This window comes from Achromobacter sp. 1012554356 (assembly GCF_059760815.1).
Genome location: NZ_JCBANC010000031.1, coordinates 1 through 13,047, shown reverse-complemented (window position 1 = coordinate 13,047; position 13,047 = coordinate 1). Strand labels below are relative to the sequence as shown.

9 protein-coding genes are annotated in these 13,047 nt (G+C 67.9%); 6 read left to right on the top strand and 3 right to left on the bottom strand.

Features of this window, described 5'->3' with window-relative positions; genetic code table 11:
• Positions 1-1,449 carry an indoleacetamide hydrolase gene (gene iaaH, locus AC6LJW_RS16875; RefSeq protein ID WP_498087819.1) on the bottom strand — a complete coding sequence of 483 codons (1,449 nt, stop codon included), beginning with the start codon at positions 1,447-1,449 and terminating at the stop codon, positions 1-3.
• Between the two features lie 150 nt (positions 1,450-1,599).
• On the opposite strand from iaaH, the gene AC6LJW_RS16870 reads away from it, so the two are divergent.
• Genes AC6LJW_RS16870 through AC6LJW_RS16855 form a run of 4 tightly spaced genes read left to right on the top strand, consistent with a single transcriptional unit; the run spans position 1,600 to position 6,160 of the window.
• The gene (locus AC6LJW_RS16870; protein ID WP_056564688.1) at positions 1,600-2,322 is read left to right on the top strand and encodes a FadR/GntR family transcriptional regulator; all 723 of its coding nucleotides are present in this window, start codon (positions 1,600-1,602) and stop codon (positions 2,320-2,322) included.
• Complete coding sequence (locus AC6LJW_RS16865; RefSeq protein WP_056566891.1) at positions 2,322-3,359, top strand: L-idonate 5-dehydrogenase; 1,038 nt, start codon at positions 2,322-2,324, stop codon at positions 3,357-3,359. The genes AC6LJW_RS16870 and AC6LJW_RS16865 overlap by 1 nt, the downstream gene beginning before the upstream one ends.
• A 51-nt stretch (positions 3,360-3,410) precedes the next feature.
• Positions 3,411-4,622, top strand: coding sequence for a D-mannonate dehydratase ManD (gene manD, locus AC6LJW_RS16860; RefSeq protein ID WP_498087818.1), 1,212 nt, complete (start codon positions 3,411-3,413; stop codon positions 4,620-4,622).
• Entirely contained in the window at positions 4,610-6,160 is a 1,551-nt protein-coding gene (locus AC6LJW_RS16855; protein WP_498087817.1) for a mannitol dehydrogenase family protein, read from the top strand. The genes manD and AC6LJW_RS16855 overlap by 13 nt, the downstream gene beginning before the upstream one ends.
• Position 6,161: 1 nt before the next feature.
• Here AC6LJW_RS16855 and AC6LJW_RS16850 read toward each other — a convergent pair whose 3' ends face one another.
• Positions 6,162-6,932, bottom strand: a complete 771-nt coding sequence (locus AC6LJW_RS16850) for a class I SAM-dependent methyltransferase (RefSeq protein ID WP_498087816.1) — start codon at positions 6,930-6,932, stop codon at positions 6,162-6,164.
• Between the two features lie 147 nt (positions 6,933-7,079).
• On the opposite strand from AC6LJW_RS16850, the gene AC6LJW_RS16845 reads away from it, so the two are divergent.
• Entirely contained in the window at positions 7,080-7,904 is an 825-nt protein-coding gene (locus AC6LJW_RS16845) for a helix-turn-helix transcriptional regulator (RefSeq protein ID WP_498087815.1), read from the top strand.
• 24 nt (positions 7,905-7,928) lie between these two features.
• Here the strand turns inward: AC6LJW_RS16845 and mutY are convergent, their stop codons facing one another.
• Positions 7,929-9,011, bottom strand: coding sequence for an A/G-specific adenine glycosylase (mutY, locus tag AC6LJW_RS16840; protein ID WP_498087814.1), 1,083 nt, complete (start codon positions 9,009-9,011; stop codon positions 7,929-7,931).
• A gap of 228 nt (positions 9,012-9,239) precedes the next feature.
• Between mutY and AC6LJW_RS16835 the strand changes: the two genes are divergently transcribed.
• The gene (locus AC6LJW_RS16835) at positions 9,240-12,854 is read left to right on the top strand and encodes an indolepyruvate ferredoxin oxidoreductase family protein (protein ID WP_498087813.1); all 3,615 of its coding nucleotides are present in this window, start codon (positions 9,240-9,242) and stop codon (positions 12,852-12,854) included.
• Positions 12,855-13,047: the final 193 nt, after the last annotated feature.

The following is a 13,047-nucleotide window of genomic DNA, read 5'->3' as shown; positions in this document are numbered from 1 at the left end:
CTAGCGCTGGGGCGCGGCGATGCGCCCCAGTATCTTCTCGATGGCCACGCCGATCGCGAGCACCTTGCGGTCCTCGCCCGGCAGGCCGTCGATCTCCAATCCCACTGGCAGACCTTGATTCGACAGCCCGGCCGGCACGCTCAGGCCGGGCAGGCCCGCGTTGCTGCCGGGATCCACGTTGCGCGCCAGACGCGCAAAGGTCTCGAAACTGCTGGCCTCGGGCGTGGCGGCGGGCGGCGGGACCGGCACGGTGGGAAATAGCAGGCCGTCCAGCGCGTGTTCCTTGAAGGCGCGGCGATAGACCTCGATGAGTTCGCGCCGGCCGCTTGCGATGGCGTGTTCGTACAGCGGCTGCAACGGCAGGATCTGGCCGTCCGGCGTGGGCAGCACGCCCGGCACGATCAGGTTGTCGAAGATGCCTTTCACGTCGGGGCTGGAGATCTGAGCGACCACCTCGTCAAAGCTGACGCCCACGTGATAGCGCGCCAGATAGGCCGTCAGGTCGGGCTTCTGCTCAAACAGGCATAGGGGCATGCCGACTGCCGCGTTGGCGTCGGGGAGGTCGGGCATGTCCAGGTCCACCAGCGTTACACCGGCCGTGCGCAGCTTGTTCAAGGCGGCTTCGGAAACCGCCTGCACCTCGTGATCGAGATCGGCCCAGAAATAGGTGGCCACGCCCAGGCGGATGCTGGCCGGCGACAGGGGCGCCAGCGGCTCGGTCTGGCCCGTGAGGATCCCATCCAGCAGCACGATGTCGGCCATGCCGTTGGCGATGGGGCCTGGTGTGTCGCGCGTGTGAGAAATGGGGGTGATGCCCGCGCCGTCGTACCGGCCCACGGTGGGACGAAAGCCTGCCGATCCGTTCACCGAGGCGGGCAGGCGCACCGACGCGCCGGTATCGGTGCCCAGCGCGGCCGGCGCCAGCCGCGCGCCCACCGCCGCGCCGCTGCCCGACGACGAGCCGCCGGCGATCAGGCGCGCGTCGTAGGCGTTGCGCGTGCCATCGCCATCCGGGCCGGGGAAGGCGGTGTTGAAGCCGGACACGCCGAACGCCAGTTCATGCATGTTGGTCTTGCCCAGGATGACGGCGCCGGCTTCGCGCAGCCGCTGCACGACGGGTGCATCTTCGGCGGGGCGGAAGTCTTTTAGCGCCGGCGTCCCGGCCGTGTTCGGCAGCCCCGCGACGTGGATGTTGTCCTTGATTGCGATGGGCACGCCGCCCAGCGGGCCGTGGCCGGGCGCCGCATCGTAGGCGCGCGCCTGCGCCAGCGCGCCGTCGCGGTCGACGGTGATGAACGCATTCAGGTCCTGGCGGGCGCTGATGCGGTCCAGGCAGGCCTGGGTCAGCGCAACGCTGGTGAGGCGGCCCTCGCGGATGCGTGCCGCCGCCTCGGTGACGGTCAGGTCCGCCAGGTCGGCGGGCAAGGGCTGGTCGGTCGTGCTGGGCATGTCGCTTTTCCTTGGCTGTCGGTCGATCCGTATCTATACAGGGGCGGTGCGGGGGCTGTCGAGGGGCCTGTTCCGCCGCGAGTAGTGGAAAACCACGATGGCGCAAATTGGTGGACCAAATACGATTTGGTCAGACCAATTTGAGGCGCCATGACGTTGCAATCGCTTTCCAAGCCCGAAGTCTCCGCCGGCCGCATCGCGCCAGACCGCGGCTATCTGCGGCTGGCCGCGCAGATCCACGCGCTGGTGGCGCAGGGCGAATTCGCCGCGGGCCAGCGCCTGCCCGCCGAGCGCGCGCTGGCCGAGCGCTTCGACGTCAGCCGCACGTCCGTGCGCGAGGCCATCATTGCGCTGGAATTGCAGGGCGTGGTGGAAGTGCGCGGCGGATCGGGCATCTATGTCTGCGAACCGGACGCGAACCGTCCGTCCGCGATGCCGGAGGCGGGCGCCGGCCCCTTTGAGCTGCTGCGCGCGCGCTGCCTGATCGAATCCGAGATCGCCGCGCTGGCGGCCACCACCCGCACCGACGCAGACCTGGACCGCATCTTCGAGGCGCTGACGGCCATGCGCGACCGGATGACGGACAAGGACGCCAACGCCGAGGCCGACCGCCGCTTTCACCTGTGCATTGCCCAATCCACCGGCAACAGCGTGCTGCTGGCGACGGTGACGTCGATGTGGGATCAGGCCCGGGGTCCGATCTGGGAAAAAATGGAGCAGCATTTCCATACGCAGGCCTTGCGCCTGGCGTCGCAGGCCGATCATCAGCGCATCTTCGGCGCGCTGGTGGCCCGCGACACGCAGGAAGCGCGGCAGGCGATGCGCGAGCACCTGGAACGGGTGATCGGTGAATTTGCACAGGGGTGGCGCTGATGCTGAACTGCATGATCCACGGGGCGCAGGACCTGCGCCTGGACTCTTCGGCGCCGCAGCCGCTCGGACCGTCGCAGGTGCGCGTCGGCGTCAAGGCTGTCGGCATCTGCGGATCGGACCTGCATTACTACCGGCACGGCCGGGTGGGCGATTTTGTCATCCGTGAACCGCTGACGCCGGGCCACGAGGCGTCCGGGCAGGTGCTGGAGGTGGGCGCGGACGTGACGGCGGTCAAGCCTGGCGACCGAGTCGCGCTGGATCCGGCGCGCACCTGCGGCGTGTGCCGCTATTGCCGGCAGGGCGATTCCAATCATTGCGAGTCGGTGCATTTCTTCGGTAGCGCCAGCCGCTTTCCGCACATGCAGGGCGCGATGCGTGAAGAGGTGGTGGTGGACGAGCGGCAATGCGTGCCGGTGCCGGATTCGCTGTCGTTTGAGCTGGCGGCCTTTGGCGAGCCACTGGCGGTCGCCCTGCATGCCGTGCGCAGCGCGGGGTCGCTGCTGGGCAAGACGGCCATGGTGGTGGGGGCGGGCCCCATCGGCGCGCTGATTCTGATGGCGGCGCGCCTGGCGGGCGCCAGCCGGGTCATCGTGGTGGACATCGTGGACCAGACGCTGGCGGCGTGCGCGCGGGTGGGCGCGTCGCAAACCATCAATGCGGCCGCAGATCCGGCCGCGCTGGACGCGCTGGCCGCGGGCAAGGGCACGGTGGACGTGTGCTTCGAGGCGTCGGGCAGTTATACGGGACTGGCGAGCTGCCTGCGCGCGGCGCGTCCGCGGGGCGTCGTCGTGACGGTGGGAACGCTGTCCGGCAGCAGCGCGGACTGCCCCTTCAACCAGATCATGGTCAAGAGCCTGTCGTGCATCGGCAGCTTCCGCTTCGTGGACGAATACGCGATGGCCGTCGATTGCCTGGCCCGCGGCCTGGTGGACGTGTCGCCGCTGCTGACGGCCGCGGTGCCCGTCGCGCGTGTGCACGACGCCTTTGCGCTGGCGGGTGATCGCAACCAGGCGATGAAAGTGATGGTGATGTTCTGATCCTGCGGCCGCCTCGTGCGGCCGTCCCTTTCCTGTAGCCGGAAGTCCAAGATGAAGATTACGAATGCACGCGTGATTGTCTGTTCTCCGGGCCGCAACTTCGTGACCCTGAAGATCGAAACCGACCAGGGCCTGACCGGCATTGGCGATGCGACGCTGAACGGGCGCGAGCTGGCGGTGGCCGCCTATCTGACCGAGCACGTCATCCCCTGCCTGATCGGGCGCGATGCGCATCAGATCGAGGATATCTGGCAGTACCTGTACAAGGGCGCTTACTGGCGGCGCGGGCCGGTCACGATGACCGCCATCGCCGGCGTGGACACCGCGCTGTGGGACCTGAAGGCCAAGGCCGCCGGCCTGCCTCTATACCAGCTGCTTGGCGGCAAGAGCCGCAGCGGCGTGATGGTCTACGGCCACGCCAACGGCTCGGACATCGAGCAGACCGTGGACGAGGTGCTGCGCTACGCCGACATGGGCTATCGCGCCATCCGCGCGCAAAGCGGCGTGCCGGGATTGGAAAAGGTGTACGGCGTGGGGCGCGGCACGTTGTTCTACGAGCCCGCCGACGCGGACCTGCCCAGCGAGCACGACTGGTCCACCGAAAAATACCTGCGCCACGCGCCGCAATTGTTCGACCGCATCCGCGACAAGCTGGGCTTCGAACACCATCTGCTGCACGACGTGCACCACCGGCTGACGCCCATCGAGGCCGCGCGGCTGGGCAAGTCGCTGGAGCCCTACAGCCTCTTCTGGATGGAAGACGCCACGCCCGCCGAGAACCAGGAGGCCTTTCGGCTGATCCGCCAGCACACCACCACGCCGCTGGCGGTGGGCGAAGTCTTCAACACCATCTGGGACTGCAAAGACCTGGTGCAGAACCAGCTCATCGACTACATCCGCACCACGGTTGTTCACGCGGGCGGCATCACGCACCTGCGGCGCATTGCCGACATGGCGTCGCTCTATCAGGTGCGCACCGGCTGCCATGGCGCCACGGACCTGTCGCCGGTCTGCATGGGCGCTGCGCTGCACTTTGACCTATGGGTGCCGAATTTCGGCATCCAGGAATACATGCGGCACACCGATGAAACCGACGCCGTCTTCCCGCACGCCTATACGTTCGAGCAGGGCATGCTGTATCCGGGCGAAGCGCCGGGCCACGGCGTCGACATCGACGAGAAACTGGCGGCGCGATATCCGTATCAGCGCGCCTATCTGCCCGTGAACCGGCTGCAGCACGACGGCACGCTATGGAACTGGTAGCCGATGGCGGCCGGCTGAACGCGGCCTCGCTGGACGGCCTGCCCGCGCAGGTGGCGCGTCCGGGTTATGACCGGGACGCGCTCGGCATCGGCATCGTGCATCTGGGCCTGGGCGCCTTCGTGCGCGCGCATCTGGCGGCGGTGAACGACGCGGCGTTGCGCGCCGGGGCCGGGCCGGACTGGGGCATTTGCGGCGTCTCGCTGCGCCATGCCGACACGCGCGATGCGTTGGCGCCGCAGGACGGCCTGTATGCGTTGGCCCTGCGCGATGCCGATGGCAGCGGGGCGTCGCGGCAACGCTTGCGGGTCATCGGCAGCCTGCTTGAAACGCGGGTAGCGCCCGAGGATCCGCAAGCCGTGCTGGCGCGTATCGCCACGCCCGGCACTCGTATCGTCAGCATCACGGTCACCGAGAAGGGCTATTGCCACGATCCCGCCAGCGGCAGGCTGAATCTGGATCATCCCGATATCGTGCATGACCTTGCAAACCCGGCGGCGCCGCGCGGCGTCATCGGGTTCGTGGTGCACGGGTTGCAGCGCCGCCGCGCGGCGGGCCTGCCGGCAGTCACCGTCATGTCGCTGGATAACCTGCCGGCCAATGGCCGCCTGCTGCGGGCGCTGGTGCTTACGTTCGCGGCGCGCGTCGATCCCGCGCTGGCGGACTGGATCGCGTCGGCGTGCACGTTTCCCTGCTCGATGGTCGATCGCATCGTGCCCCGCACGACGGACGCCGATCGGCAGGAGATCGCTGCGGCGCTGGGCGTGCGGGATGCCTGGCCGGTGGTGGCCGAGCCCTATCTGGAATGGGTCGTCGATGACCGGTTCGCGGCGGGCCGGCCGGACTGGACGGCGGGCGGCGCGCGCTTCGTGGCGGACGCCGCGCCGTTCGAGACGCTGAAGCTGCGCATGGTCAACGGCGCGCATTCCGCGCTGGCGTATCTGTCGGTGTTGGCGGGGTGGTCCACCGTCGACGAGGCGATGGCGCAGTCCGGCATGCGGCGGTTCCTGGGCGAGCTGATGCGTCAGGAGATCGAACCGACGCTGCCGCCGCTGCCGGGCCTGGATGTTGAGAAGTACCGGCAGGGGCTATTGCTGCGATTCGCCAATCCGGCGCTCAGGCACCAGACGCGGCAGATCGCGATGGATGGCTCGCAGAAGCTGCCGCAGCGGCTGCTGGACACCGTGCGCGACCGGCTGGCGGCGGGTGCGCCGATCCCAGGTCTTGCGTTGGCGGTGGCTGGGTGGCTTCTTTTCCTGCGTGGTCAGGATGAGGCCGGGCGCGTCTACGAGATTCAGGATCCGATGGCCGACGCGCTGGCGCATCGGTATGAACAGGCCGAACAGGCGGCGCGGCAGGCGGGCGAGGGACCCGCCGCGATGCTGGCGTGGGCAGGCGTCATGACGGGGTTTGAGCCGGTGTTCGGTGACCTGGGTCAGGAGCCGCGGTTCGTGCGGGTGGTGGGCGTGGCTGCGCAGCTGTTGCGCAGCCTGGGTGTGGCGGGCGCCTTGTCCGCGATGTATCGGGCGTCGGCGGGCTGATTCAGCCCGGCTTTTTCACCACGATCGTCGCTGTGTCGCTCGTGAAGGAGGCATCCTCGCGCACCTCGAAATGCGCGCGCACGACGTCCGGCGCGATACCGAACATATGGCGCAGCGCCGCGACCAGCGTGTCGGGCGTGCGCATCCGCGTGACCCACGACTGGAATTCCAGCGGCAGGCGGCGCGGGGCCAGTTCCTGCAGCGTGAAGCCGGCCTCGGTCAGCATGCGGGTCCATTCGGCCACCGAGTAATCGCGCACGTGCGAGGTGTCGCGGAGCACTTCGATGGTCTGCAACCAGGTGTCGAGCAGCGGTTCACCCGGCGACACCACGTCGGCGAACACGGCGATGCCGCCCGGCTTGAGCACGCGGAAGGCTTCGCGCAGGCCGCGTCCGGCGTCTTGCCAGTGGTGCGTGGAATAGCGCGACATCACCAGGTCGAATTCGCCGTCGCCGAACGGCAGGTATTCAGCCTTGCCCTGACAGGTGACCAGATTGGCGAGCCCGCGCTTGGCGGCTTCGGCGGCGACCACGTCCAGCATCTGCTGCGACAGGTCGTAAGCGGTCACATGCGCGGCCTTCGGCGCCACGTGAAAGCTCACGTGCCCGCCGCCACAGCCCAGGTCCAGCACGCGCGCGTCCGAATGCTGGCTGGCGATGGCGGCCATCTGCAGCAGGTCTTCGCCCTGGGCGTGGACGGCGCTGGTCAGGTAGGCGGCGGCGCGGGGGCTGAATTGGCGGTCGACGGCGGCGTCGTGAGAGCTGGCGGTCATGAGGGGTCCTTGTGTCGGGAAGGCTGTTGGATGCGGCCGGAATTGCTGCGGGGTTTGTTGCCGGGCATCCTTTCGGGATTGCGAAAGGATGCAGGCGCTAAGATAGGCGGGCCCGTATACACGTACAAGCCCATTACTCATCCTGGTATGACCACTTCCCCCCAGCCAGTCACCTCCGGCCACGAAGGCTCTCATCTACGCCGCCACGCGTTGGGCGAATTCGTGCGCAGCGCGCGGTCGCGCATCACGCCGCAGATGGCTGGCCTGCCCGAGGGATCGCGCCGCCGCACGCCCGGCCTGCGGCGTGAAGAGGTGGCGCAGCTTTGCGGCATCAGCGTCACCTGGTACACGTGGATCGAGCAGGGGCGCGAGGTCTCGGTGTCGCCATCGGTGTGGTCGCGCATCGCGGGCGTGCTGCAACTGGCGCGGGCGGAACGCGCATACCTCTTCGACCTTGCCGATTGCGCCGACCCGCAGCACGCCCGCGACGACGCCGGCGGCACGCCGGGCCCACTGCAGGAATGCGTGAACGCGATCAATGCGCCGGCCTATGTGCTGGACCGCGCCTGGAACGTGCTGGCCTGTAACGCGCCGCTTGTCGACCTGTTCGACCACTGGCCCGAACGCGACCCCGAGCCCAACCTTCTGCGCTACATCTTCCTGGACCCCGCCGCGCGCGAGCTGGTGGTCGACTGGGACCAACGCGCCCGCCGCGTGGTGGCCGAATTCCGCGCCGACGCCGGCGCGCACCTGGACGAACCCGCGGTGCTGGCACTGCTCGACAGCCTTAGCCGGCAAAGCGTGGTCTTCTCGCACTGGTGGACGCGGCACGCGGTGGTCGAACGCGAAGGCGGCCTGCGCGAATTCCAGCACCCGCAACGCGGCAAGCTGGCGTACCAGCAGATCACGTTCCGCCTGGCGACGCACCCGGATCTGAAACTGGTGATGCTGCTGAGCGGGGCGGGTGTCTGACACCGGTCAGACCTGCCCCAAACGCTACGCCGCGTTTTCCTCGCCGAACAGGCTGTCCTGCATCCCGGCATCCACCAGCCCTTGCAGCAGCTTCTTGACCGGCGCAGGCAGCGCCATCGTCCCCAGCTTGTCCGCCGGCACCCAGCGCTCCGGGAGTGCCGGTTCGCGCAGGGCGACCGCGCGTACCGGCACCAGCCACGGGCGGATGTGCAGGCGGTAATGCGTGAATGTGTGGGCGAAGGCAGCCAGTTCGAAGCGCTGCTCCGGCTCCAGCCCCAAAGCGCGTGATGCGCTGTCGGGGTCGCCTGCCACGTCGAACTCCGGCAGGCTCCACAGCCCGCCCCAGATGCCCGGTTCGGGACGCTGCTGCAGCAGGAAAGCGCCCTTGTGCCGTAGCACCAACATACAGGTCTCGCGCTCGGGAATCGCCTTGCGCACCTTGGGCGTGGGCAGCTCTGCCTGACGCCCCTCGCGGCGGGCGACGCAGGTCTCTGCCACCGGGCATCTGTCGCAGGCGGGCTTGCCGCGCGTGCAAAGCGTGGCGCCCAGGTCCATCAACCCCTGCGTGTAGGCCGCCATGTCCAGTCCGGGCGCGGCATCCACCTGCGCATGCGCCAGCGCCCAGAGACGCTGCTCGACTTCACGCTTGGCGGGGTCGCCCGCAATGCCGAAGTGGCGTGTGAATACGCGCTTGACGTTGCCGTCCAGAATCGGCGAGCGCTCGCCGTTCGAGAACGCGGCAATGGCCGCGGCGGTCGACCGGCCGATACCCGGCAGCGTGGCGATGGCCTCGGCGGTGGGCGGAAAGCGGCCGTCCCAGTCGCGCACGATTTCCTGTGCGCAGCGGTGCAGGTTGCGGGCGCGGGCGTAGTAGCCCAGGCCGGCCCAGAACGGCATCACGTCTTCCTGCGAGGCGGCGGCCAGTGCCGCGACGTCCGGAAAGCGTTGCAGGAAACGCTCGTAATAGGGGATGACGGTCGCCACCTGCGTCTGCTGCAGCATGATTTCAGAAAGCCAGATCCGGTAGGGATCCCGGGTGTTCTGCCAGGGGAGATCGTGGCGGCCATGCTGGCGCTGCCAGGCGACGATGCGAGGGGCGAAGTCCATGCCGGCAATTATCGCATCGCCCTATTGCCCGCCTGGGAGCCAGGAGTTACAACCGAAAGGACTAACGCCAGCCGGCCCCGTTTTTTCGGGCGGCGGGCGCGGCAAGCGCGATTCCGCCCGCAGAGGCGCGAACGCATCAGGACTTCACTTTCACGGCCCTTGTTGGCCCGCGTGCGTTCTGGCTAGAGGCGCGCGAAGCTGGTGGGGGCATCCGATGTTGGAGTAGACATGAATGCCCCCCTTACGCCCGCCGTCCGCGCGGCGCTTGAGTCCGTCCAGCTCGACGACAAATACACCCTGCAATCCGGCCGCGCGTGGATGAGCGGCATCCATGCGCTGGTGAGGCTGCCCGTGATGCAGCGCGTGCGCGATGCGCAGGCGGGGCTGAACACGGCGGGATTCGTGTCGGGGTATCGGGGCTCGCCGCTGGGCGGCGTCGACCAGAACATGTGGAAGGCCGTCGCCCATCTGAAGGCGCATCACGTCGAATTCCAACCCGGCATCAACGAAGACCTGGCCGCCACGGCGGTGTGGGGCTCGCAGCAGGTGAACCTCTTTCCGGGCGCGAAGTACGACGGCGTGTTCGGCATGTGGTACGGCAAGGGACCGGGCGTGGACCGCTGCGGGGACGTCTTCAAGCATGCCAACGCGGCCGGAACCGCGCGCCACGGCGGCGTGCTGGTGGTGGCGGGCGACGACCACCCCGCCAAGTCCTCGACCCTGCCGCACCAGAGCGATCACATCCTGAAGGCCTGCATGATTCCGGCGCTGTTTCCCGCCAGCGTGCAGGAAGTGCTGGATTACGGCCTGCATGGCTGGGCGATGAGCCGCTACGCGGGCGTGTGGGTGGGCATGAAGTGCATCACCGACATCGTGGAGGTGTCGGCGTCGGTCGACGTGGACCCCCATCGCGTGCGCATCGTGCTGCCCGAGGATTTCCAACTGCCGCCGGACGGCCTGAACATCCGGCTGCCCGACACGCCGTTGCAGCAGGAGGCGCGGCTGCTGGACTACAAGCTGTACGCCGCGCTGGCCTATGCGCGCGCCAACGGGCTGAACCGCGAGCTCTGGGAGGTGCCGCAGCGCGATGCGCGCTTCGGCATCATGACGTCCGGCAAGGCGTATCTGGACACACGCCAGGCGTTGTCGGACCTGGGCCTGTCCGAAGACGTGTGCCGGCGTATCGGCCTGCGCCTATTCAAGGTGGGCCTGGTGTGGCCGCTGGAGTCCGCCGGGACGCAGCGGTTCGCCGAAGGGCTGGACGAGATCCTGGTCGTGGAGGAAAAGCGCCAGGTGCTGGAGTATCAGCTGAAGGAGGAGCTGTTCAGCTGGATCGGCAGCGGCAAGAAGATTCCGCGCGTGGTGGGCAAGTTCGACGACAAGGACGGCGGCGAGTGGTCCGTGCCGCAAGGCAACTGGCTGCTGCCGGCGCACTACGAGTTCTCGCCCGCGATGGTCGCCAAGGCCATCGCGGCGCGCCTGTTGCGTTTCGCGTTGCCGGACGACGTGCGCGCCGGCATCGAGGCGCGGGTGGAGTTCATCCGCGCGCGCGAAGCGGCGCTGGCGCGCCCGCGCGTCATCGAAGAACGCAAGCCCTGGTTCTGTTCGGGCTGTCCGCACAATACGTCGACACGCCTGCCGGAAGGTTCGCGCGGCATGGCGGGCATCGGCTGCCATTACATGGTGCGCTGGATGGACCGCAGCACCGACGTCTTCACGCAGATGGGCGGCGAGGGCGTGCCGTGGCTGGGGCAGGCGCCGTTCACCGAGGAAAAACACGTCTTCGCGAACCTGGGCGACGGGACCTACTTTCATTCGGGGCTGCTGGCGATCCGCGCGGCCGTGGCCGCCAAGGCGCCCATCACGTACAAGATCCTGTTCAACGACGCGGTGGCGATGACGGGCGGGCAGCCGGTGGACGGCCCCATCAGCGTGCCGATGATCACTCGCCAGGTGGCGGCCGAGGGCATCGAGAAGATCGTGGTGGTGACGGACGATCCCGGCAAGTACGTGGACGTGTCCGACCTGGCGCCGGGCGTGCCGGTTCGGCATCGCGACGAGCTGGACGCCGTGATGCGCGAGCTGCGCGAGCATCCCGGCGTGTCGGTGCTGATCTACGACCAGACCTGCGCGACCGAGAAGCGCCGCCGCCGCAAACGCAACGCCTATCCGGACCCGGCGCGTCGCGTGGTCATCAATGAACGCGTGTGCGAGGGCTGCGGCGATTGCTCGTCGAAGTCGAACTGTCTGTCGGTCGAACCGCTGGAAACGGAGTTCGGGCGCAAGCGCAAGATCAACCAGTCGAGCTGCAACAAGGACTTCTCCTGTCTGAAGGGCTTTTGCCCGAGTCTGGTGACGGTAGAGGGCGGCAAGCTGAAGAAGCCGCCTGCGCTGGCGCAATCGGGCGGCGCGCCGGACGAGGATGTGCCGGCGCCCCGTGTGCGTAGTCTGGATGTGCCTTATGGTGTCTTCATCGCGGGGGTGGGCGGCACGGGCGTAGTGACGATCGGGCAGTTGCTGGGCATGGCGGCGCATCTGGAGGGCAAGGGCTGTTCGGTGCTGGACATGGCGGGCCTGGCGCAAAAGGGCGGCGCGGTGTTTTCGCACGTGGTGCTGGCGGGCACGCCGGATCATCTGCTGAACACGCGGGTGGCGATGGGCGAGGCAGATCTGCTGCTGGCGGGCGACTTGGTGGTGGCGACGAGCGCGGAGGCGATGGCTCGCGTGAGTCCGGGGCGCACGCACGTGCTGCTGAACAGCGACACGGCGCCGACCGCGGCGTTCGTGTCGAACCCGGGCTGGACATTGCCGGGCGCCAACCTGACGGCGGATCTGCAGAGCGCGTGCGGCAAGGACAACCTGGACGCGGTGGATGCGGCGGCGATGGCGGTGGTGCTGCTGGGCGATGCGATCTATTCGAATCCGCTGATGATGGGCTACGCGTTTCAAAAGGGCTGGATACCGCTGTCGCGCGCGGCGCTGTTGCGGGCGATCGAGCTGAACGGCCAGCAGGTGCCGAACAATCTTGCGGCCTTTGCGTGGGGACGGCGCGCGGCGCACGAGCCGGCGGCGGTGGCGCGCTTGATGGCCAATGGCGGGGTGCCGGCCGCGCAGCCGGAAGACATCATCGAAATCACGCGGCCGCGGGTGGCGAGTCCAGTGGTGGATCTAAAGAAGCCGGCGGGTGAATTGGCGCAGATGGTGGCGGTGCGCAAGGCGTTCCTGACGCAGTATCAGAACGCTGACTATGCCAAGCAGTACACGGATCTGGTGGACAAGGTGACGCACGCGGAGCGGGAGGCTACGGGCACGAACCGGCTGACGGTGGCGGTGGCGCGGTATTACTTCAAGCTGATGGCTTACAAGGACGAGTACGAGGTGGCTCGGTTGTATTCGGATGGGGAGTTTTTAAAGCGGGTGGGTGAGCAGTTCGAGGGGGACTGGAAGCTGCGCTTTCATCTGGCGCCGCCGGTGTTGGCGCGGCGGGATAAGGATGGGCATCTGGTGAAGCGGTCTTATGGGCCGGGGATGCTGAAGGTGTTTCGGGTGCTGGCAAGGATGCGGTTCTTGCGGGGGTCTCGGTTTGATCCGTTCGGGTATACGAAGGAGCGGCGGGCGGAGCGGGAGTTGATCCGGGAGTATCGGGAGACGATGACGGCGATTCTGGGGAAGTTGAATCGCGGGAATCTGGATAAGGCGGTGGCGTTGGCTAGCGTACCCGAGGAGATTCGCGGGTATGGGCACGTGAAGGAGGCGTCGATGGTGCGGGCTGAGGCGATGCGGGAGGAGTTGTTGAAGGGGTTTACTGCGAGGGTGGTGGCGATTGGGGTTCGGGCGGCTTGATGATGCTTTATGGGTATTGCCGCAGGGTGAGTTCTTGAGACGACCAGTGCCGCGTTATTGCTCGAGAGTGAGTTCTTGAGGCGACCAGTGCCGCGTTTTTGCTCGAGAGTGAGTTCTTGAGGCGCCCGGTGTGGCGGTATTGCGGCGAGTTGAATTCTTGAGACGCCCGGCGCGTCGTGGGCCTGGGGTGGGT